A 21,341-nucleotide genomic window follows, 5' to 3' on the forward strand; every position below is an offset into this window, starting at 1 on the left:
GCTTATATGCAAGAAGCAAGAATAACCAAGCAATTTAAGATAGCTATCTAACTAGAGCCCCACCCTCTCCGCCAGAAAAAACAAAGGACTTAGAAGATATCTTCTAAGTCCTTTTTCTTTTGCTTAAAAAGCGCAATACATGAATATTTCTAAATAACTATCTGGCTTCTACCCTATTTTTAGGCTTCGCAATAACATAATGATCGGCCTTGCCAGAAAGCATATCCATCATTTTGCCGATTCTCTTCTCACCGGATTCAAACTTGTGTGAATCCCATTGCCCAACTCGCAATTTAACTTCTCCGGCTTCATTTCCATCGTGATAAGCCCTGATCTCAGCATCCGAAAGAAACAAAGCCATATCCCAAGACCAGTAACCATAATAACGCAACACCCATTCACAAGCGTCACTTCTAGAGCTGGCGGGAATTACCTGATTATTAATATTTTCCTTAGTCAGCCACTGCTTTAAAGCCGCCTCAAACCCTTCACGGGTATCTGGATGGTTCACGATACAAACCTTTTCAGCCTGTAATAAATCAGGAGTAGATCTATTAATCACATCAAACTTCCCACATCCGGAAACAGCAATAAGGACAACCAACAAAGCAACAGCTTTTATATATTTCATTACAAACTCCTTTATTAATGACCGCAAATACCATTAGCAATGCAAAAGTCAATAATATCCTGTAAATCGAGATAAATGTCTAAGAAAGAATCTTCTCTGCCCAAAAAAGCGCAGCCCCTCCCTACATTGTTTAATTGGTCGACTTGTTCACCGACATAAGCTAAACGGGCAGCAACAGGAGAACCAATGCTGATCGAAATTTCAAAAGACCTGACCATTACTGATGCCCCCGAAGAATTGATTGATGAGATCAAAGAAGCTTTGACCTTGATGAACCCTGATTACATCAATGCTATCAAGTACCGTGGCCGGGTCGGGAAGCGCATCCCCAAATACATTAAAATGTGGTCCGGTGACCGTAAAAAAAGACTGCATTGCCCGCGCGGATTCGGCATTGAGCTCCATCAAATCGCCAAGGCTGCGGATATAGAGCCGACCTACGAAGATAAGCGACTGGAACTTGATCCTGTAGATTTTTCTTTCAAAGGTGAGTTGCGCCCTTACCAGCAGGCAGCGCTGCAATCCTTTTCCAACCAGACGCAAGGACTGCTTGAGGCGGGAACCGGAGCGGGTAAAACCGTTATGGCTCTGGCGCTAATTGCTCAGCGCAAACAGCCATGTCTGATCATCGTGCATACCAAAGAATTGCTCTTGCAATGGATTGACAGGATCAACCAGTTTCTGGACATCGAAGCCGGGCAGATCGGCGGGGGTAAATTCAAAATCAAACCGCTGACCGTAGCGACTATACAAACTGCCCGTAATCGCTTGAAAGACCTGAAAAAAACATTCGGGCATATTGTAGTCGATGAATGTCACCGCACCCCAGCCAGCACATTCCAGAAGGTGGTCAAAAACTTTGATGCCAAGTACCTGACCGGATTATCCGCCACCCCCTACCGCGCAGACGGGCTGGATCGCATGATCAACCTTACCCTCGGTCCTGTGGTGCACCGGGTTAACCCGGACCTGCTGCGCGACACCGGAGCAATCCTTAAGCCGGAAATTTTCACTGTCGAAACCGCGTTCCGGTTTGCCGGAAATGCTTCTGAAGAATATTCACTCATGATGACCGCCATTGCCGAGGACTACCCGCGCAACAAGATCATCGCATCCTGCGTGAGCAAAGAACTCCAGCAGAATCAGGGAACCATGCTTATGGTGGCTGACCGCACCGCTCACCTCGACGCACTTTCTGATCTTCTGTTTAATCAGGGCGTGGAAGTAGCCGTACTGACCGGAAAGACTCCCACCGGAGAGCGCGAAGAAATCATTAACGATCTAAACGCAGGGAAGATCAAAGTGCTGGCCAGCACAGCATCGCTCATCGGCGAAGGTTTTGATTGTTCGGGTCTGTCCACCCTTTTTCTCTGTTCTCCAATTAAATCAAAAGGTAGACTGGTCCAGATAATCGGCAGAATCCTGCGCCCCGCAGACGGCAAACGCCCTCGGCTCTATGACTTTGTCGATATTGAAGTAGGGGTGCTCAAGCATAGTGCAGGACTAAGGCAGAAAATTTATGCTGAGATTGCATAACAAAAGGGTTCAGGAAAATTTATCCTGAACCCTTTTTTAATTAATATTACCTAGACATTAAAACTAAGCATCCAAAGCCAGCTTCACCCCTAAGCCTAAAAGACAGCAGCCCACAACATTCTCGATTGTTTTCCGCCATTGCCCAAAGATCCGCACAGTGCGAGGATTTGTCAGTACAAATACGACAAATGAGAACCACACCAAATGAGTCAATGAAATATAAACTCCAATTCCGACTTTGGTCATCATGGATGTTTCCGGGGAAATAACCTGAGTGAATAAGGCTACAAAAAACATCATGGTTTTAGGATTAAGTGCGTTGCACAAAAAACCATTCCGAAAGGCACTCCAAAACCCAACCGGAACAGCTTCTTCGTTACACTCGATATCCGCATCCTTACCGCTTGGAATAAATGCCGACACCCCGAGCCAGATCAAATATGCGGCCCCGATATAACGCACAACTTCCAATATCCATGAAAATTCCGCTACGAGATAGCTCAACCCCAGCAGGGTGTACGTAACATGTACAACCACTCCGCCAGCAATACCAAAAGCTGTCGCTAGTCCCATTTTGCGCCCATAACGCAAGCCATTCCGTACAATGACAGCAAAATCAGGCCCCGGACTGATTACCGCCAGTACAGTCACAATTCCAACAACGAACATATTTGATTCAAAAAAAGTCACAATTTACCTCCTCAATGGACATTCGATATCACCCGATATACATTGAGATGACGCAGAACAAAAACGAAAAGAAATCACATTTTATATGAATAAAAATCACAGATAAAAAATGAACAACCTTCCTCCACTAAAACCTCTTGTCAGCTTCAGAGCCGCAGCACGTCACAACAGCTTTACCAAGGCAGCACATGAACTGAATCTCACTCATGGCGCTGTCAGCAGAGCTGTTAAGCAATTGGAAGAATTCTATGGATTTGAACTTTTTGAAAGGCGTAACCGCGGACTTTATTTAACCGCAAAAGGAAAACAGCTGGCAGCCGGGGTTGAGGAAACTTTGGCTAATCTGGAAAAGATTAGTGAAACAATACGCATCCCGGATTCTAAGCGTCGACTTTCGGTTTCCTGCGAACCATCACTTGCAATGCGCTGGCTAATGCCCAGACTTGATAAATTCAGAACATTGAACCCGCTGATTGACATCCATCTCTCTGTAGGCGGCGGCCCTATAGACCTCTCAGCAGAAGGAGTTCATTTAGCCATAAGACGATCAGACTTCACATGGCCCTCTCATTACAACTGCACAATTCTAGGCAAAGAATCCGTCGGTCCGGTATGCAGTCCGGCATATTGGGATAAACACAGTAACACCGCGAAACAAATCCTACATACCAGAACCCGCCCGGAGGCGTGGTCAGAATGGCATGATCTTACAGACAAGCGGATTGATTCAGAATCTGAAAAATATTTCGATCACTTCTACTTCAGCCTGCAGGCAGCATCAACCGGATTCGGTCTGGCTATCGGTCCTGAACCACTTGTCCGTGAAGACATAAAGCACGGCCTTCTTATCGCCCCTTACGGATTTGAAACAACATCAATCGACTACATAGTGCTGTCACTGGAAAATCAAAAAAAGGCTGATGATTTGGAAGTATTCACAAGATGGCTCACAACAGAACTGAATCTACCGCCCGGCGAGTAAAGTAGACTGAGCTGAAGTCCTACCGCCCCGTCATCGAGGGCTTCTTTCAATTCATCCAACAGTTTTTTTATCTTGAATGCGCATTTTATACTCCAAATAGCGGAACTTTATGCTAGCATGCTTACCGATGTTGCATATGAATTCTACCGAAACATGCTCATCTTGAAAAATAAGGCAAACTGTTTGCAAAAATAAGTATTCATTAAAAAAACAGGAGTTAAAATGCTTAACTTTAGCTTTTACAACCCGACCAATATTGTTTTCGGCGAAGGCCAGCTTCAGAAATTGGATAACCTTGTCCCTAAAGATGCCAAAGTGCTTATCACTTACGGTGGCGGCAGCGCCAAGAAGACCGGCCTTCTCGATCGAGTTAATGCCGAGCTTGCCAAGAGCGGCCGCACTGTAGTCGAATTCGGCGGAATTCCTGCAAACCCGAAATTTGAAGTTTTAATGGATGCCATCAAAATTGTCCGTGACGAACAGATCGATTTCATTCTTGCAGTGGGTGGCGGGTCCGTCATCGACGGGACCAAATTCATTGCGCTGGCAGCACCTGCCAAAGCATATGAAGGTAAGGAAAAAGAACTGATGCATTTCGGTTTCACCCCTGTCCCGGTGGATTCAGCTGTTCCTTTCGGAACAGTGCTGACCCTTCCTGCCACAGGATCGGAAATGAACAACGGTGCTGTAATCAGTGATGGCGAAGATAAGCTTCCTGTTTTCTCCACTCACACATTTCCTAAATTCTCCATTCTTGATCCGAAGATTACCTTCACCCTGCCTAAAACTCAGGTCGCTAACGGCGTTGTGGATACCTTTATCCACACCATTGAACAATACCTGACCTACCCTGCGGAGGGACGTTTTCAAGACCGCACAGCTGAAGGTATTTTACAGACTCTGATTGAAATCGGCGAAACAACCGTTAATGAGCCTGAAAACTATGATGCCCGCGCCAACCTTGTATGGTGTTCCACCATGGCCCTTAACGGCCTTATCGGTGCAGGTGTTCCGCAGGACTGGACCACTCATATGATCGGCCATGAGTTGACAGCTCTCACCGGATTGGACCATGCCAAGACTCTGGCAGTAATGCAGCTCGCCAACTGGAAAGTCCGCCGTGCGGAAAAAAAAGAAAAGCTCATCCAGTATGCCGAGCGGGTCTGGGATATCCGCGAAGGCGATGATGATGCACGTATTGATCAGGCAATTGCCAAGACTGAAGAATTCTTCAACTGTATCGGTATGGCAACCAGACTCTCCGATTATGAAATCGGACCTGATATTGTTGACCGGGTTATTGCCGGCCTTGAAAAACACGGAATGACCAAGCTTTCCGAGCGCGGCGATGTCACCCCGGAAATTTCCCGTAAAATGCTCGAAACAGCACTCTAAAAGACAAAGGGCCGTAGTACTCAGTACTACGGCCCTTTAAATTTACTATCTTACAAATACTACATCTCTACCTTGAACGGCCAGCCCATAATGCCGCCTTCCATAACTTTAACGTTGGTCCAGCCGTTTGCTTCAAGTACTCGCTGGGCTTCATAGCCACGCATGGATATTTTGCAGAAAGTAATGATCTCCGCATCCTTGTCTGGCGGAAATTGATCAAGAGCATTGCGCAGCTTGCCAAGGGGAATAAGTTTTTCACCTACGTTCAAACGCATCTCCTCAAATTCATTGGGTGCTCGCACATCCAGAAGGAACGGCTTTTCACCTGCATCCAATTTCTCTTTCACTTCAGCATTACTAATCCCGGTCATCTGTCCGGCCATCTTATTATCAAGGATGTGCGCGGTAGTGATAAAATGGTCAATAGCAAGAGAAAACGGAGGAGCATACGGCAGGTCAGCCATACCCACTTCCCAAATGGTGTTGCCGTTCATTACCGCCATTGCAGCCTCGGCCAATTGGCGGTTCACCTCGCCGGGGCCTACGCACTGAAACCCAAGAATGCGTCCGGTTGCGGCATCGGCGACCATCTTTGAAACCAGCAGCTTGGCCCCCATGAAACCGGGCTTGTCCGGACTGGCATTGGTTGCGGTAATAACATCATACCCTTCTGCTTTTGCACGCTGTTCGGAGAATCCGGTAGCTCCGGCACTCAGATCAAAGACCTTGCAGATTCCGCTGTTCACAGTTCCGGGAAACTTGTGCTTATCACCACGGGCGATATTATCCGCAACGACACGGGCCTCAAGGTTAGCAAGGTCACCATAGGGAGCATAGGTTTTCTTTCCAGTGATACGCTGGGTAATCTCAACGCAATCCCCGGCAGCATAAATGTCAGGATCGGAAGTTCGCATGAAATCATCTACTGCAACACCTCCGAATCCGCCGATTTCGAGCCCAGCATCTGCTGCCAGCTCGGCATTGGGTGTTACACCGATAGCAACAACGGCAAGTTCGCATGGAACCACAGAACCGTCATTAAGTTTAACTCCGGTCAGTTTGCCATTCTCACCCAAAAATTCAGCCACGCCGTTATCAGTATGGACAGTGACACCTTTGGAGGCAACGTGCTTCTCCACCAACTTAGCGATTTCCCAGTCCAGAAACATAAGCAGCTGAGAAAGCATTTCTACAACATTCACATTCATGCCGGACTCGGACAGAGCCTCGCAAACTTCAATTCCGATCAGCCCGCCACCGACAATGACTGCGTCCTTAACCTTGCCGGAATCAACCAGTTCACGCAGTTTATCTGCATCGCGCATTTCGGAAAGAGAACGGACTCCTTCGAGATCAATCCCGGGAATAGGCGGACGGCGCGGTGTAGCTCCAGTACATAGGACAAGTTTATCGTATGCCACTGAGCAGGACTCACCTGTCAAAACATCCGTGCAGGACACAGTCTTATTGTGACGGTTGATAGCTGTTACTTCAGTGTTAACCCGGGCACTAACCCCCTTGGCTGCGGCAAAGAAACCTTCATCGCGCACGACCCCGGTGGGTGTGGCAAGCAAAGCATTTCGCTCATCAAAATTACCGCCGATGTAGTACGGATAACCGCATGAAGCCATAGATAACTCCGGGGCCTTCTGAAGCATAACCACTTCCGCATCAGCATCAAGACGCTTAGACCTAGCTGCAGCCTTGGGTCCGGCAGCAGAACCGCCGATTACGACTATCTTTTTGGAACTCATCTGTATCTCCTTTTCGCTTTCAGCTTAAATTGAGTCATGGATTGAATTTGCTTGAGCATACCGATCAACAAATTGAGCGCATTGATCCAGATCAACGGAACTGATTTATTACAGAAAAACAGACAGATCTAACTTTCAGCGAACTATATTATTATGAGATCAACGAAAGATATCTCGGTCTCAATCATAAATCTTTATATTTACTTTTCAATGGACCAATCCCCACCTCTATCGTATAAATTAGCTTAAATCATGCAACATTTAAGGATACACCGTGAGATCGAAGAAGCCAACATACGAAGAACTGGAGCAGCGCGTGGCTGAACTTGAAAGGCGTGAAGAACAAACTGAATGCCTTAATACAGTTCATTTCTTTTTGGATGCCAACAAAAAATCTTCTCTTGTCATGGACATTCTCTTCGATTCCATCCTCAGTGGAATTATCATTGTGGACGCACAAGAATTCACAATCGTTGAAGTCAACAGCACAGCCCTTGAAATGCTGGGCCGAGATAAAAATGAAGTAGTAGGCAAGGTGTGCCACAACTTCGTCTGTCCTGCAGAACGCGGAAAATGCCCCATTGCAGACCTTGGACAGACTGTGGATATGTCTGAGCGAATCCTGCTCACCGCAAAATCCGGTAATCGCAATATCCTTAAGACAGTTAAAACCCTTAATATTAAGGATAAAAACTACTATATCGAAAGTTTCATCGATATAACCGACCAAAAGAAAGCTGAACTGGATAAAGAAGAACTCATTAAAGAACTTTCGGAAGCCCTTGAAAAGGTGAAAGTACTCAGTGGACTTATGCCTATCTGCGCTAAATGTAAAAAAATACGAGATGACAAAGGCTATTGGAATAATCTTGAATCATTTATTGAGAAGTACTCCGAGGCATCATTCAGCCACGGACTCTGCCCGGAATGCTCAGATGAAATGTATGGCGATCAGCAGTGGTATATCAAGGGCAAAGAAAAACGTAAGAAAAACAAAAAAGATTAGAAATCCCAAAAAAAAACGGACACAAGCTCAAAAGCATGTGTCCGTTTTTTTTGTTTTAACAAAAAGGCCTAGTTGGGCAACTTGCGATGCATCTTTTCCGGAGCCGGATCAGCGATATCGCCATAAGTCTGTCGACCTTCGTGGTCTTCGGGAAGATGCTCAGTTACAGGCATACCTTCCTCATTAACAAACAGCATACAGTGACAGTACTTGTAGGTCTTCATGTCTGAGCAGGGACACAGCCATTCACGCTCGGCAACCGCCTGCTGTTTGTCCGGATAAAAACGGCAGGGACAGAGGGGACGTTTAAGATCATCAAGATGCATGGCCAGACCGGTGGTCACAGCATCGGAAACATCCTTCATGGGATGAAGGTTCAGACCGGTACGTTCACAATACTTCTCCACATAATTGGAGATCAATTTTACACTTTTTTCAGTAGGCTGAGACAAAGCTATCACCTTATATATTGATATTTTAATACAAATTACGCACTACGAAATACTAACGGAATTTCTTAGTGCGTAAGAAACGGCTAATTAACATTCATTGCGAGAGAATGAAAGTGATTAATTGCCGTATAAAATTTCTGAACTAATCTTTAAGGCTATGAAATCGTCAACAATGGCAATAATTCTCCTGCCTTGCTGATTTCAACATAATCACGACCACAAATATCATCTGCACATACAACTTCATGGACCCAAGTAGTATGAAATGGAATATGTACAGCACTTCCACCAATCCTCACAACCGGAAGAACGTCTGATTTAACAGAATTCCCGACCATGAGAAATTCATCATGCCGAATGCTGTGCTTATGCAGAATGCGTTCGTAAGCAGCCTCATCCTTCTCGGCAAGAATCTCAATGTGATCAAAATACACAGACATGCCGGAAAGACTTATTTTGCGTTGCTGTTCAGCGACATCGCCCTTTGTAATCATTAGCAATTCATAGTCACTTCCCAAAGTGCGCAGCACCTCTTCAACTCCTGCAATAGGTTCCACAGGAGCGGTCAGCATGGACCTGCCAATAGCAATTATACGTTCAATTTCAGAACTTTTTATCTTATCGGGAGCAGCAAAGTTTGCCGCCTCAATCATGGAAATAACAAAACACTTTACCCCGTATCCAAATACGGCAACGTTTCGGGACTGGGTCTTCTCCAAAATCAGGGTAAACTCATCTGGCGGGATATAGACAGACATCATTTCTGCAATTTCAGCCTTGGCCCGGTCAAAAAAAGGTTCATTTACCCACAAAGTATCGTCAGCATCAAAGGCCACCGCCTTTACTTTTCCATGAAACATTACTTTCTCCTTGCAGGAAAACTAAGTACTGACCAGCCACAAGTCAAATCCAACCAACAAAAAAGCACGATCCGTAACGGACCGTGCTCAGCGATACTTAGAAAAGTCTTATCTTTAAATTGTCTGAGAAAGATCTATCGCTTCAACCGGACAGACCAGCATGCAGCTTCCGCATTCATCGCAGCGGAAACCATCTACCCGATAAACATCACCAGGAACAATCGCCTTGAAGGTACATGCTTCTTGGCATTCTCCGCAGGCAATACATTTTTCAGGGTTTATGCGCGCCCCGGCTTCATTAAACCCCTCACCGCCAAAAGCAAAACGAGTTCGCAAAAGTTTATGATCGCGATGCTCCATTTCAAAATCGAAGTCGAATATTTCGCCTTTGCCCTTGTGTACACAGAACATACAGATGGCAGGATAACGTTCGTGATCCTCAAGCACATATTGATGGATAGGGTTTCCGGCTTCCGCTTTTGCACGCAATTCATCCATGGAAACTTCACGGGCTTCCCCGGTAATTCTCAAGGTGTACCCCGGAGGAAAATAGGGCTGACCTTCGCTGTTCTTTCCTTCCTTGCGGCTGGTGGGATAAATTCCGCACATGGAAACTTGGGGATTGGCTTTAAGCTGGCGGTAAAAAGGCTTTACATTCATGGTCAGAAAATAAATTCCTTCATCATCCCCGCCGCAAATACTGATTATCCGACTATGCATTATTCCACCATCAAGGGTGGTAACTGACAGACAACCGATCTTCTCAACAGCTTCAGTAATATCTTTCAAAGTCATGAGTTATCTCCTTTCAGCAAAAATTAACTGCAAAAATTTAACCCATGAGTACTTTTGAAAGAAGGTGATTTTATACCAATTGCTGGTACTTTCCTCTTACATGCTCCCGGAAGACAGATGGTGTGAACCCGGTCTCGCGCTTAAAAAACCTGCCGAAATATGAAGGGTCTTCGAATTCAAGCTCATAGCAGATTTCCGAAACATTCTTATCGGAATTAGCCAGCATACGCTTGGCCGTGTTGATCAACTCGTTACGAACGATCTGACCCGGCGTCATACTGGTAACTTCTTTAATAACAGCGCTAAGCCTGCTAACGCTGACATTCATTCGTTCTGCATAATCCTGAACCCGCAACTGAGGACTATGATGCGCTGAAACAAGTTTTTTGAATTCCCTGACCATGGGATTTTCCGCCCGTGCACCGGGACGCTGCATCCGATCAGCAAAGATACGCTGTAAACAAACCATAAAAATATGAAAATACGACCGCAGTACAGTTTCAAATCCGGGCTTTTTAGAACTGAATTCCCGACAAAGACTGGACATCACGCTGGATAACTCGGCTTTCTGGTCCGTTGAAAGCATAAACATAGGGGAATTGACTACGCTATTGAAAAATTCAAGTTCATAAGCACTATGAATAGGCGCTTCCGGTGACTTGAGAAATTCATCGGTAAAAACCATTACAAAACCGTCCACCACATCTTCAGGATTCCATAGGTGTAATTGTCCGGGAGATACGAAATACAAAGAACCGGGAAGGATGTCATAGGTCTCAAAATCAATAACGCAACTGCCACTACCAGCTGAAACATAATGGACTACATAAAAATCATGTAAATGCGCTTCCTGAACATCACTAATGGGACAACCGGTTCCGTCAGTGAACGGATAAATTTTAAAATTCGACTCAATGCCGATCAATTCTTCTGCTTTATGCACGGAATGATTCTCTTTCATAGCCGCTGAATATCACCAGCAATAACTAGACATCAAGGATAAAAACACACACATCGATCGGCCTTTGCCGAACGTCCGTACAACTCTGTCTTAATTTTGGGAATTAAAGACTGACTTTAAACATAAAAACAGATAAGGTTTAATTGAAAAACACAATTAAACCTTGCGGACCAATAAAAATATAATGAAACTCCTATTTTTACTCATTATTTATTTGCTATTTGGTATCCCAGCACCGGTTCGGGCTGAAAACGTCATCAACTGGTATCATGCGGACTTTCCTCCTTCGAGCATTATGTGCGGCGAAATGAAAGGGAAAGGGCATGAGAATTATCTGGAAGATAAACTTCAAAAAGCCCTGCCAGAATACAAACACCTGGAACACATAGCCAACTACGGACGCATTTTAAAACAGCTTTCTGAGAACAACGGATGTTGCGTGACAATGCTGAAGACAAAGCAGCGGGAAAAATTCATTGAATTCAGCAATCCTATAATGCCTTATATTTCAAATGGAATTATCACCCTGAAATCCAAATTCGATGACTTCAAACCTTTCATAGATGAACAGGGTTACATCTCAATAAAAAACCTGTTTAACTCCTCTGAAATGCGCATGGGAATCTCCATGGGGCGCCGTTACGGCGGCATGGTGGATAATATTGTAGATACCAATAAAAAATCTAAAAAAATTATAGTTCACTACAAAATGGACTTACTTGAAACACTGGTAAAAAACATTCAGGCCAATCGTACCATTGACTATGCCATAGGCTTTCCCCACGAATTACAGTGGCTTGTCTCGCAGAAACTTATTAAGGATAACTTCGTTTTTATCCCCATACGTGAGATGCCCGAATACGTTCTCAGCTACGTAGGATGTACCAAGAACAAATGGGGCAAAAGAATAATCAATAAAGTCAACAAGATCATCAACGGGCAATACGAAGAACAATACAAGAAAAAATATCAGCAATACCTCCCCAAAGATATGATCGAATTGCATGAAAGATGTTCATCAAATATCTTCCCATTGAAAAGTAATTGATTTTACTTAAATTTATCATATAATTAATCCTCAAAAACAGTCCTATACCGAAAACAAGGGAGAAATTATGGGAATTCTTGATGGTTTAATGGGCAATGCCTCTGAAATAGATATTGATGATGTGCAGGAAGAGCTCTCCCCTATACTGGGAGACAGCGAGCGAGTAGAACGGGCTTTCAAGGTCATCCGCGACATGTATGTTTTCACTTCCGGGAGACTGATACTGATCGATAAACAGGGACTGACCGGTAAAAAAGTTGAGTACCTATCTATCCCCTACAAATCCATCTCCAACTTTTCCGTGGAGACTGCAGGTCATTTTGACATGGACTCCGAACTGAAAATGTGGGTTTCTGGACGTCGCGAGCCTATCACCAAAGAGCTGAAGAAAGGCAGTGATGTTGTCGGCATTCAAAAACTGCTGGCAAATAAGATTCTAAGATAACAATTCATCTTACACCACTTACACCACCGATGATATTTTATCAGCAATTTGAGCCTACCCTAATCCGGCAGGCTCTTTTTTTGTGTCCGATTAAACTTGATTCCCGCTCCTCGAATCCATACACTCTGCCGCACAAATAAAAAATGATCACAAGGAAAATATAATGGGATACAAAAACACCAAAGAATGCCTTGATGCACTTGAAGCCAAAGGCGATCTGCTACGCATAGATCAGGAAATCGATCCGAATATTGAAGCCGGGGTTATACAACGACGTGTATTTCAAGCGGGCGGCCCTGCCCTGCTCTTCACTAATGTGAAAGGCTGCAAATTTCCCATGGCCGCCAATATCTTCGGCACCAAGGAAAGGCTGCATTTCATTTTCCGCGATACTATCGAAACAGTGGAACGGCTCATGAAGCTGAAAATGTATCCCATGGAAGCCATCAAAAAACCGTGGCAATACCTCGGCGCACCGCGCACTGCATATCACACCATGCCGCGAAAACTTTCCGAAGGGCCGGTAACCTCCAACGAAACCACCCTTGCTCAGTTACCGCAGCTCAAATCATGGCCGATGGATGGAGGGGCATTTGTCACCCTGCCGCAGGTCTACTCCGAAAGCCCGGAGAACCCCGGATTCGCCGGTTCCAACATCGGCATGTACCGTGTGCAGATTTCCGGTAATGAATACAACAATATCGAAGTAGGACTGCATTACCAGATTCACCGCGGCATCGGGCATCATCATGCGCAGGCACTGAAAAAAGGTGAACAACTCAAAGTAAATATTGTTGTCGGCGGCGCACCGTCCATGACCATAGCCGCTGTTATGCCGCTACCTGAAGGATTAGCGGAAATATTCTTTGCAGGAGCACTCGGTGGACACCGCATACCCATGGTCATGCGTCCCAACGGACTGCCTGTCCCTGCTGAAGCGGACTTCTGTATATGCGGAACTATCAGCAATGAACAAAAGCCTGAAGGCCCCTTTGGTGACCATATCGGCTACTACAGCCTGACGCACGATTTTCCAGTACTCAAAGTCGATAAAGTATACCACCGCGATGACGCTATCTGGCCTTTCACCACAGTAGGACGCCCGCCGCAGGAAGACACCATGTTCGGTGACTTCATCCATGAACTGACATCCGAACTGGTGCCGTCAGTCTTTACCGGTGTGCACGAAGTCCATGCCGTGGACGTAGCCGGAGTCCATCCGCTGCTACTGGCAGTAGGCAGCGAACGCTACGTTCCCTACGCTGAAGAACGCCAGCCGCAGGAATTGCTGACCAACGGAATGGCTCTGCTGGGCAATACCCAGACAGCCCTAGCTAAATACCTTTTTATCGGTGCCAAAGAAGACATGGAGCATGGCGAGAACTGCCACAACATCCCGGTCTTCTTTAAACACATGCTTGAGCGCGCCAACCTTAAGCGCGACCTGCATTTCATCACCAGAACCACAATCGACACCCTCGATTACTCCGGTATGGGCTTCAATGAAGGTTCAAAACTGATCTTCGCCGCTGCCGGATCAAAGAAACGTGAACTAGCCCAAAAGCTGCCCCACCTTCCCACCCTGCCCGACGGTTTCGGTGAAGCAAAAGTTTTCGCTCCCGGAATAATGCTCCTCAAAGGACGTAAAAGTGATACATCCAGAGGCGAACAGGACCCGCAGATGGAAAAGCTAGGTGAAGCTCTCAAGCACGCCGAAGGACTCGAAGGATTCCCCATGATCGTGGTTGTGGATGATCCTGACTTCACTGCCAAGGACTGGGAAAACTTCCTCTGGGTAACATTTACACGCTCCGACCCGGCAACCGATATATATGGAGCCGGAGCCTTTACCAGAGCCAAACATTGGGGAACAGAGAAAGCCTTCATAATCGACGCCAGAATGAAAACATATCAGGCACCGCCGCTTGATCCTGACCCGGAAGTGGAAAAACGGGTTGATGCGCTGGCTGCGTCCGGCGGGCCGCTTTATGGGGTGATTTAATAAAGAACTAAAATCCCCTCTTCAGCATAACCAAACTGAAGAGGGGATTTTTTTATCGTTTCAAAAGCAGAACCTTCTTCTTACCACCCTGCAATCCATACTTACGCTTTAATTCAGTAAGCCGCCCATCTGACGACATTTCTTGCAAGGCAGAGTTTATCCTCTCAATAAGCTTTCTGGTTTTCGGAGTATGATTACCGAAAATATGAAAGCGCAAAGACTCAACACCAGGCATGAGAAGATAAGAGATATCCCCACCACCAATGCCTTTCAGTCGCATGCGTGAGCACACTATCTGCTCAAACCCAATTGCAAGTTCAAACCGCCTGCGTTCAAGCATCTTTAGCATAGTCTCTATGTCTTTTGCGCCTTGCTGGACCATCGAAACATCAAAAGGGTAAACTTTGTAATTAAAACCAAAGACTCCTCCCAATGAAAATTTATCAACATCAGCAACAGTTTTGATCTGCGGTCCATTTGGAAATCTACTCTTCAGATAAAATAAGGCATTATCTAAATGATAAATCTTGTGCGAAAACACAAACTTTTGAAGACGCGGGGAATCCTTGCTTCCGTCTAGAACAAGATCAATCTCATTGTTTTCCAGCATTACCAAACATCTTTTCCACGGAAGAACCAAAAAATGAAGCTCATCATCGGGTTGGTTAAATACTTCTTTGAGAAATTCAACAGTAAAGCCCTTGAGCGTTAGCGGATCATCCGGGCTGATGTAACAATAAGGAGACCAGTATCCAGTTCCACCAACCCTGATTTTAACCGCTTCAGCTTCTGACGTGAACAAAACAAAAAATATTGTTAACCAGACAATATAACGCATTGTTTCCCCGTATGACATGCAAACAATCTATAGCTATGCTCGGATCATACAATATGACTCAACTTTAAACTAGTATAAGAATAAAACAACTCTCATAAATGAGAATCAAAGAACATTACCCTTGAAAGGCAACTCAGTACTAGCCTAGGAACAATTCATGCAGTATATTAAGGTAACTAAAAAAGAGTCAAAATATTGCCTCACAGGAGGCAACGCATGGTTAAACAGCACCGCAACAATTTATTTAATGACTGTGAGTTAAGCGTAATTCTTGAGAATGTTTGCAACAGCATTATCTCGCAGATAGAAGCCATCCCGGAAAAGGAATTCTTTGCCGCTTCCGATGTTGAGCTGATGGAGAATATTATTGCGCAAAATTCCATCAGACAGATAACCCTGCATGAAGATAAAATATTTATCCACAAGCCAATTCTCTGCCGAATCACCCCGGCAGGAAGAATATACCGCCCTGATAACGGCCAAGATCCTCCGGAATTAAAAGACGGAATAATAACCCAAGTAGAGATTCCATACTCGGGCGATAGAAGGCTTCTAGTCAGCAAACCAAGTATGCATTACAAGAATGGAGGTCCCAGCTTCACCATTAAAAATGACCGCATAGTAAAACATTATGTAGGACCGCTTTATTCTGATCCGAAATCGTTCAAACTCCACCTCCTACGCAACTTAGAAAAGATAAAGAAGTATCTTGAATGGCAGGCTCACGACATTTCACTGTTCGAAATTAAGTTACGTGAACTTATGACCACCGGCATTGCCAATAGACGTATGAGAGGTAGTACCGTTGCTCTGCATCTTGATACTAAACTCGGCGCGAACGAATTCAACCCTATACACGTACGTAACAAACTACCTCTCCCAAAATTGGATTATTCCGCTACACCTGTGATTTCCAATGATGATTTCATCAAAACTATTCGAGTTCTACGACATACAGGAAAAAGCTTTGAAAGAACTCCTGCCATATATCATGTTCATAATGATCAGGATCTGCGCAATATACTGGTATCAAATCTGAACACCCAATTCTCAGGACGAAACGACGAAGATATATTCAGCCGCATAGGAGAAAACGGATTCGCTGTTGCTTTTGCGAATAAAGCAGCACTCATCGGCAGATGCTCAACTTGGCGCTGTTCAGAAGGCCTGATACACAGCATCAACTCTCTATTACAACAAGACCTCTGCCCCGGATGCAAAATTGCTGTTACAATATTTAACAGAACAGAAGAAAATTTTAACTACCTGCTCAAGTCCATACGTAAACTACTTATTGAACATCCATGCCTGATAAAACTTGAAAAAGAATATGCTGAAAATGAATGGCATACCATAATGGGAAAGAAGAATGATTTAATGCACAACCATTGGCTGCACCTAATGGTCTTTAACCTTTATTTCAAAACTTCTATACACTTACCACATTTAACTGATGCAGAACTCAAGTTCTTTGCCAACATGTAAAAAAAGGACCTTCATAATTTTATGAAGGTCCTTTTAAATGGAAATCTTAATTGGTCTTACGTTCCCGGTCATATTCGGTCAGATATTCCGGCAATTGATACACCCATCTCAAAATACCGCTAAATGAAAAACCAGATGAAGTTTGTCCAACATCTCTGCGCTCCGCCAGTAAAGCCGAAAACAGGCTAACCTCTTCCGCATGGCTTTCATGCCCTACTCTACCGCCATTAATATCCGCTATTAATCTATTAAGACTGCTCAAAAGCTTCAGTCCAATGGAGTCATCAGGCGAGATCCTGACCGCAAGCCCGGTATGCAACTGCCGCAACTTAGCAACGGCCATATGTGCAGCCTTGTCATTTGCACACCCACCGTATTGCCGGGGCGTATGATTTGTAATCAGCAAAGCCATCTTTCGTATCTCTTTACGCCATTGCTGAAACTCTTTGTCTTCAATCCTGCCCTGCTCACGCGCCTGCATCAGAGCATATGCCAAAGCAAATCCACCAACCCCCGCTAATAACACCGCCCACGCATCGCTCATAATCCCCCCCCATCAGCTTACGTTTATTGATTTATTTAATCAGGACTATTTCACGGTCAGATACTTTTTTCAATCGCAAAAATATGAAGCCTATATTGACCGCAAAAAGGTTCAGGTTAATCAAGCCAGAAACCAAATCAAATGAGAGGGGATCTTATTCAAAAACAACGGTCTTTCAATTCACATAACAAAAAAAGCACGAACCTAAATCCGTGCCTTTCGTACCTACCGATAGAAAAATTATTGGTTCTTTTTCCATTCTTCCCATTCTTTTTTGCTCAGTTTTCCATCTTTATTCAGGTCAGCTTCACGCATAATACGTTCAGCATTAAGAGGATAAACCTTCACAATTTCAGAACGGATAATGGTTTTATTGCCATCTTTATCGATATCAACAAAAGCTCTGGCAAAACGAATTCGCTCCATCGAGTAATAAATGGCTTTGGCTTTACGGCCACTCTCAAGGTAATAAAGGGACATGTTTTCTTTTCCGGTCAAAGTCCCCAGAGTGAAACCATCTTCATGTTCAGCAAAATAGAGACTAACACCGTCAGCTCCAATAATACCGCTGAACCCTTCGGTTATTAGATTGTCCTTGTTATCAGCGAACCATGCTTTTTCGCCGGAAAAGAGATTACCCTCTTGCTTTTTGATAATAAAAACCGCTTTGTTTTCTTTAGTGTTGCCGTCTTTAGAGATCATCTTAACCTGCCCGACCCAAGTACCACGCAGCTCAGGGCAGCCGGCAGCAAAGGCAAAGGAACTCATCAGAACCAGAACAAGAGCAACAATGCTGCAACTCAGAAACTTTCTCATGTTATCTGCCTCCCAGATTTCAAAATTAAAGATACTACTGTTATTTAGCAAAGAAACAGATACGTCAACCTATTCCAACAAAACAAGTCCTTATAAAAAAAGGCAGCCCCCGAAAGGACTGCCCTGTAATTCCAATTATTGAATTGCTTACATTAAATATGGGAAACAACTTTACCAAGGAAATCCTTAAGGCGGGGATTCTTGGGATTGGCGAAAACCTCAACAGGATCACCTTCTTCCTGAATGATGCCCTCATCAATGAAAATAAGCCGATCTGCAACTTCCTTTGCAAAACCCATCTCATGGGTAACTACGATCATAGTCATACCTTCCTTGGCAAGCTTCTGCATTACTTCCAGAACTTCTCCGACCAGCTCAGGGTCAAGAGCGGAAGTAGGCTCGTCAAAAAGGATAACTTTAGGCTTCAGTGCCAAAGAGCGGGCAATTGCAACACGCTGCTTCTGCCCGCCGGAAAGCTGTTCCGGATAATTGCGTGCCTTATCTTTAAGGCCAACCTTATCCAGCAGCTTGAGGCCGAGCTCGTCAGCATCACTCTTGGACATATTACGAACCTTGACAGGACCGAGGGTCACGTTTTCAAGGATAGTCATATGCGGAAAAAGATTAAACTGCTGAAAAACCATCCCGGCTTCAGCACGTACTTCGTTAATATTAGTAGAAGGAGCCATAATGTCATGACCGTCTACAATAATAGTACCGGAAGTAGGTTCCTCAAGCTTGTTGATACAACGCAGCACTGTGGATTTACCCGACCCGGAAGGGCCGATAACACAGACAACTTCGCCGGACTCAACTTTAAGGTCAATTCCTTTGATAACTTCAAGCTTCCCGAAACTTTTATGAAGGTTCTTAATCTCAATCATATCACTACCTCCGGGAAGTATTCAACTTTTTCTCAATGTGACGCATTGCAAATGCGATGGACAGGGTCATAACAAGATAAACACAAGCAACAGCAAGGTATACCTCAAAGGCGCGGAAGTTCACCGAGGTGATTTCCTGACCGGTTCTCATGAGCTCACCTACACCGATAACCATAAGCAGAGAGGTGTCTTTAAGGCTGATGATGAACTGGTTACCAAGTGGTGGGATCATACGCTTAAGAGCCTGAGGCCAGATAATAAAACGCATGGTCTGAGCATTGGTCAGGCCGATGGAACGACCGGCCTCAAACTGCCCTCTATTAATGGACTGGACCGCACCACGAACGATTTCGGCAATATAGGCACCTGAATTGACTGCAATTATAATAATCCCGGCGGTCATAGGCGGAATGCGCATCCCGATTGCCATGGGAAGTCCGTAATAAAGGAACATGGCCTGAACAAGCATGGGCGTACCCCTGATAGCTTCAACATAAACCCCGGCAATCTTTCTAGTAAAAAAATTGCGGGATATTTTCATTAAGCCTGCTGCGCTTCCAAGTAAAAATCCGAAGAAAAGACCGCCGATGGTAATCTCAATTGTAAGCTTGAGACCACGCATGAGCATGGGAAATGTGTCCCAGAAAACTGATGTGTCAAATGCGAATGCCATTAGGACCTCTGTTTAAAAAATAATTAGGGGCGGCCAAATAGCCGCCCCACAAAACACATTGAAATAGTTACTAATAAATTATTTAGGCTCGGTACCGAACCATTTTACGTACAGTTCACGGTAGGTGCCGTCTGCACGCAGGTCTTTAAGAGCTGCGTTAACTTTGGCTACGAGGCTGCTTCCTTTGGGGAAAGCGATGCCATACTGCTGGCCGTTGTAAAGAGGACCAACAACTTTAACCTGACCTTTACCGGCCTTACGCATGAAATTACCAACAACAGGAGAATCAAAGATAACCGCATCAGCACCACCGGTCATAAGTTCCATGAACATAGCGTCACTGTTAGGGAAAAGCTTGACGTCAGCTGCGCCTGCTCCCCGAGCAACATCAACAGAAGTGGTATTAAGTTTAGTAGCGATTACTTTACCTTTGAAGTCTTCAAGAGACTTAATAGAGTTGTTATCATTCTTAACAAGAATAAGCAGACCAGAGTTGTAGTAACCGTCAGAGAAATCGACAACTTTAGCACGCTCTGGCTTAATGGTGATACCTGCGATACCTACATCAAGCTGATTGGACTGGAGGCCGGGAATGATGCCGTTGAAATCCATGGGCTGCAGATCATAATCAGCGCCGATCTTTTTAGCGATAGCTTCCCAAAGCTCAACGTCAAAGCCGGTGTGCTTTCCGGTAGCAGGATCTTTAAACTCAAAAGGAGGGAAGCTGGTGTCACAAGCAACAGTAAGTTTACCTGCGAAAGCAGTTCCGACCATGGTAGCGGTAATCAGAGCGGCAACGATTATTGAAAGCAGTTTTTTCATGAATCCTCCAAAAATGAACATCATTTCTTAAAAATCTTCATCAGAATAAAATGAAGATAGACCGATCAACGAGCAATTTACCCGACGATAATTTGTCGAAGTAGGAAAATTTAGCACCTTTTTACACTAAATTCAAGACATAGACCGCACAACGATTCAATTAGAAACCCAATCAAACCCAATAGATACGTTAACAGTTCAAGAATACATGTCTTTTAAAAGCAAACACTCACCTGATCACTCAATCAACCTACCCACGTCTAAATCAAAAATAACTTTAACCACCCCTATCTTATTTAACAAATACCCTTCGCGGTTACTTTAAAAAAACACAAAAAAAATGAAACAGTTTCTGATCAAAAACACTAAAATTCCCCTAAACAATTATCTAAAACCAGTGCAGATATAAGTTTCAATCTTTACTACTGACTTTTTAAGTATATTAATGTAGGGATGCAGCAACAGGCAGGGACAAGTGCAATCTTTCCCAAACCGTTATTTTCACGTAAACTAAGGTATCTTATCTCAAAAAAACAGTTTGACCAATCAAATTATACAAATTTGTAAGAGAAATACCCTTCATTTGAGCTTTGGTTAAAAAAAATAACAATTTCGTAATAAAGCTACCCTCTTAAAATTGGATCATTCTACATTTTTGTAAGATACGAAAGCATAAGAAATAACCCAGACTACAATAAACCACTGTAATATCGAATTTTTAA

21 protein-coding genes are annotated in these 21,341 nt (G+C 44.4%); 8 read left to right on the forward strand and 13 right to left on the reverse strand.

All coding sequences use genetic code 11. The features are described 5' to 3' along the window. Positions 1-157: 157 nt before the first annotated feature. Positions 158-631, reverse strand: coding sequence for an Sbal_3080 family lipoprotein (locus ACNI23_RS06955; RefSeq protein WP_420247467.1), 474 nt, complete (start codon positions 629-631; stop codon positions 158-160). Positions 632-817: 186 nt separating this feature from the next. On the opposite strand from ACNI23_RS06955, the gene ACNI23_RS06960 reads away from it, so the two are divergent. After that, on the forward strand, positions 818-2,167 hold the full coding sequence (locus ACNI23_RS06960; RefSeq protein ID WP_420247468.1) for a DEAD/DEAH box helicase: 1,350 nt from the start codon (positions 818-820) through the stop codon (positions 2,165-2,167). A 63-nt stretch (positions 2,168-2,230) separates the two neighbouring features. On the opposite strand, the gene ACNI23_RS06965 is transcribed toward ACNI23_RS06960, so the two are convergent. Beyond that, positions 2,231-2,857 (reverse strand): LysE family translocator, encoded by a 627-nt coding sequence (locus ACNI23_RS06965; RefSeq protein ID WP_420247469.1) that lies wholly within the window; start codon positions 2,855-2,857, stop codon positions 2,231-2,233. Between the two features lie 109 nt (positions 2,858-2,966). Here ACNI23_RS06965 and ACNI23_RS06970 point away from each other — a divergent pair, with 109 nt between their 5' ends. Together ACNI23_RS06970 and ACNI23_RS06975 are read left to right on the forward strand one after the other, a co-directional pair. Then, positions 2,967-3,839 (forward strand): LysR substrate-binding domain-containing protein, encoded by an 873-nt coding sequence (locus ACNI23_RS06970; protein WP_420247470.1) that lies wholly within the window; start codon positions 2,967-2,969, stop codon positions 3,837-3,839. A 222-nt stretch (positions 3,840-4,061) separates the two neighbouring features. Beyond that, entirely contained in the window at positions 4,062-5,234 is a 1,173-nt protein-coding gene (locus ACNI23_RS06975; protein WP_420247471.1) for an iron-containing alcohol dehydrogenase, read from the forward strand. A gap of 59 nt (positions 5,235-5,293) precedes the next feature. Here the strand turns inward: ACNI23_RS06975 and ACNI23_RS06980 are convergent, their stop codons facing one another. After that, complete coding sequence (locus ACNI23_RS06980; protein WP_420247472.1) at positions 5,294-6,988, reverse strand: FAD-dependent oxidoreductase; 1,695 nt, start codon at positions 6,986-6,988, stop codon at positions 5,294-5,296. Between the two features lie 274 nt (positions 6,989-7,262). Between ACNI23_RS06980 and ACNI23_RS06985 the strand changes: the two genes are divergently transcribed. Next, complete coding sequence (locus tag ACNI23_RS06985) at positions 7,263-7,994, forward strand: PAS domain-containing protein (RefSeq protein WP_420247473.1); 732 nt, start codon at positions 7,263-7,265, stop codon at positions 7,992-7,994. Positions 7,995-8,062: 68 nt separating this feature from the next. On the opposite strand, the gene ACNI23_RS06990 is transcribed toward ACNI23_RS06985, so the two are convergent. From ACNI23_RS06990 to ACNI23_RS07005, 4 genes are all read right to left on the reverse strand, one after another. Next, positions 8,063-8,446 carry a ferredoxin-thioredoxin reductase catalytic domain-containing protein gene (locus ACNI23_RS06990; RefSeq protein WP_420247474.1) on the reverse strand — a complete coding sequence of 128 codons (384 nt, stop codon included), beginning with the start codon at positions 8,444-8,446 and terminating at the stop codon, positions 8,063-8,065. Positions 8,447-8,601: 155 nt separating this feature from the next. After that, positions 8,602-9,306: an HAD family hydrolase gene (locus tag ACNI23_RS06995; RefSeq protein WP_420247475.1), complete on the reverse strand. Its 705-nt coding sequence runs from the start codon at positions 9,304-9,306 to the stop codon at positions 8,602-8,604. Positions 9,307-9,420: 114 nt separating this feature from the next. Beyond that, a complete protein-coding gene (locus ACNI23_RS07000) occupies positions 9,421-10,101 on the reverse strand; it encodes a 4Fe-4S binding protein (RefSeq protein ID WP_420247476.1) in 681 nt (226 codons plus the stop codon). 70 nt (positions 10,102-10,171) lie between these two features. Then, positions 10,172-11,044 carry an AraC family transcriptional regulator gene (locus tag ACNI23_RS07005; RefSeq protein WP_420247477.1) on the reverse strand — a complete coding sequence of 291 codons (873 nt, stop codon included), beginning with the start codon at positions 11,042-11,044 and terminating at the stop codon, positions 10,172-10,174. 202 nt (positions 11,045-11,246) lie between these two features. Between ACNI23_RS07005 and ACNI23_RS07010 the strand changes: the two genes are divergently transcribed. The 3 genes from ACNI23_RS07010 to ACNI23_RS07020 all read left to right on the forward strand — a co-directional run bounded on the left by ACNI23_RS07010 (position 11,247) and on the right by ACNI23_RS07020 (position 14,557). Further along, a complete protein-coding gene (locus ACNI23_RS07010) occupies positions 11,247-12,110 on the forward strand; it encodes a TIGR02285 family protein (protein ID WP_420247478.1) in 864 nt (287 codons plus the stop codon). A gap of 67 nt (positions 12,111-12,177) precedes the next feature. Further along, positions 12,178-12,555, forward strand: a complete 378-nt coding sequence (locus tag ACNI23_RS07015) for a PH domain-containing protein (RefSeq protein WP_420247479.1) — start codon at positions 12,178-12,180, stop codon at positions 12,553-12,555. A gap of 163 nt (positions 12,556-12,718) precedes the next feature. Next, on the forward strand, positions 12,719-14,557 hold the full coding sequence (locus ACNI23_RS07020) for a UbiD family decarboxylase (RefSeq protein WP_420247480.1): 1,839 nt from the start codon (positions 12,719-12,721) through the stop codon (positions 14,555-14,557). Positions 14,558-14,609: 52 nt separating this feature from the next. Here the strand turns inward: ACNI23_RS07020 and ACNI23_RS07025 are convergent, their stop codons facing one another. Further along, a complete protein-coding gene (locus ACNI23_RS07025; RefSeq protein WP_420247481.1) occupies positions 14,610-15,395 on the reverse strand; it encodes a substrate-binding periplasmic protein in 786 nt (261 codons plus the stop codon). 216 nt (positions 15,396-15,611) lie between these two features. Here ACNI23_RS07025 and ACNI23_RS07030 point away from each other — a divergent pair, with 216 nt between their 5' ends. After that, a complete protein-coding gene (locus ACNI23_RS07030; protein ID WP_420247482.1) occupies positions 15,612-16,880 on the forward strand; it encodes a hypothetical protein in 1,269 nt (422 codons plus the stop codon). A gap of 46 nt (positions 16,881-16,926) precedes the next feature. Here ACNI23_RS07030 and ACNI23_RS07035 read toward each other — a convergent pair whose 3' ends face one another. The 5 genes from ACNI23_RS07035 to glnH form a co-directional block, all read right to left on the reverse strand. Then, on the reverse strand, positions 16,927-17,424 hold the full coding sequence (locus ACNI23_RS07035) for a hypothetical protein (protein ID WP_420247483.1): 498 nt from the start codon (positions 17,422-17,424) through the stop codon (positions 16,927-16,929). A gap of 240 nt (positions 17,425-17,664) precedes the next feature. Further along, complete coding sequence (locus tag ACNI23_RS07040; protein ID WP_420247484.1) at positions 17,665-18,240, reverse strand: EF-hand domain-containing protein; 576 nt, start codon at positions 18,238-18,240, stop codon at positions 17,665-17,667. 152 nt (positions 18,241-18,392) lie between these two features. Beyond that, positions 18,393-19,124 (reverse strand): amino acid ABC transporter ATP-binding protein, encoded by a 732-nt coding sequence (locus tag ACNI23_RS07045; RefSeq protein ID WP_420247485.1) that lies wholly within the window; start codon positions 19,122-19,124, stop codon positions 18,393-18,395. Positions 19,125-19,128: 4 nt separating this feature from the next. Then, positions 19,129-19,797, reverse strand: a complete 669-nt coding sequence (locus ACNI23_RS07050) for an amino acid ABC transporter permease (RefSeq protein WP_420247486.1) — start codon at positions 19,795-19,797, stop codon at positions 19,129-19,131. Positions 19,798-19,875: 78 nt separating this feature from the next. After that, positions 19,876-20,619 (reverse strand): glutamine ABC transporter substrate-binding protein GlnH, encoded by a 744-nt coding sequence (gene glnH / locus ACNI23_RS07055; protein WP_420247487.1) that lies wholly within the window; start codon positions 20,617-20,619, stop codon positions 19,876-19,878. Positions 20,620-21,341: the final 722 nt, after the last annotated feature.

Source organism: Maridesulfovibrio pacificus (SeqCode) (assembly GCF_048612815.1).
In the GTDB taxonomy this organism is placed as follows: domain Bacteria; phylum Desulfobacterota; class Desulfovibrionia; order Desulfovibrionales; family Desulfovibrionaceae; genus Maridesulfovibrio; species Maridesulfovibrio pacificus.

Excerpts from the sequence above, each read along its gene's own strand:
- ACNI23_RS06970 (WP_420247470.1), top strand. The coding sequence starts at position 2,967 with ATGAACAACCTTCCTCCACTAAAACCTCTTGTCAGCTTCAGAGCCGCA.
- ACNI23_RS07050 (WP_420247486.1), bottom strand. The coding sequence starts at position 19,797 with ATGGCATTCGCATTTGACACATCAGTTTTCTGGGACACATTTCCCATG.
- ACNI23_RS06980 (WP_420247472.1), bottom strand. The coding sequence starts at position 6,988 with ATGAGTTCCAAAAAGATAGTCGTAATCGGCGGTTCTGCTGCCGGACCC.
- glnH (WP_420247487.1), bottom strand. The coding sequence starts at position 20,619 with ATGAAAAAACTGCTTTCAATAATCGTTGCCGCTCTGATTACCGCTACC.
- ACNI23_RS07015 (WP_420247479.1), top strand. The coding sequence starts at position 12,178 with ATGGGAATTCTTGATGGTTTAATGGGCAATGCCTCTGAAATAGATATT.
- ACNI23_RS07020 (WP_420247480.1), top strand. The coding sequence starts at position 12,719 with ATGGGATACAAAAACACCAAAGAATGCCTTGATGCACTTGAAGCCAAA.
- ACNI23_RS06955 (WP_420247467.1), bottom strand. The coding sequence starts at position 631 with ATGAAATATATAAAAGCTGTTGCTTTGTTGGTTGTCCTTATTGCTGTT.
- ACNI23_RS07035 (WP_420247483.1), bottom strand. The coding sequence starts at position 17,424 with ATGAGCGATGCGTGGGCGGTGTTATTAGCGGGGGTTGGTGGATTTGCT.
- ACNI23_RS06960 (WP_420247468.1), top strand. The coding sequence starts at position 818 with ATGCTGATCGAAATTTCAAAAGACCTGACCATTACTGATGCCCCCGAA.
- ACNI23_RS07000 (WP_420247476.1), bottom strand. The coding sequence starts at position 10,101 with ATGACTTTGAAAGATATTACTGAAGCTGTTGAGAAGATCGGTTGTCTG.
- ACNI23_RS07025 (WP_420247481.1), bottom strand. The coding sequence starts at position 15,395 with ATGCGTTATATTGTCTGGTTAACAATATTTTTTGTTTTGTTCACGTCA.
- ACNI23_RS07040 (WP_420247484.1), bottom strand. The coding sequence starts at position 18,240 with ATGAGAAAGTTTCTGAGTTGCAGCATTGTTGCTCTTGTTCTGGTTCTG.
- ACNI23_RS06995 (WP_420247475.1), bottom strand. The coding sequence starts at position 9,306 with ATGTTTCATGGAAAAGTAAAGGCGGTGGCCTTTGATGCTGACGATACT.
- ACNI23_RS06975 (WP_420247471.1), top strand. The coding sequence starts at position 4,062 with ATGCTTAACTTTAGCTTTTACAACCCGACCAATATTGTTTTCGGCGAA.
- ACNI23_RS07010 (WP_420247478.1), top strand. The coding sequence starts at position 11,247 with ATGAAACTCCTATTTTTACTCATTATTTATTTGCTATTTGGTATCCCA.
- ACNI23_RS07045 (WP_420247485.1), bottom strand. The coding sequence starts at position 19,124 with ATGATTGAGATTAAGAACCTTCATAAAAGTTTCGGGAAGCTTGAAGTT.
- ACNI23_RS07030 (WP_420247482.1), top strand. The coding sequence starts at position 15,612 with ATGGTTAAACAGCACCGCAACAATTTATTTAATGACTGTGAGTTAAGC.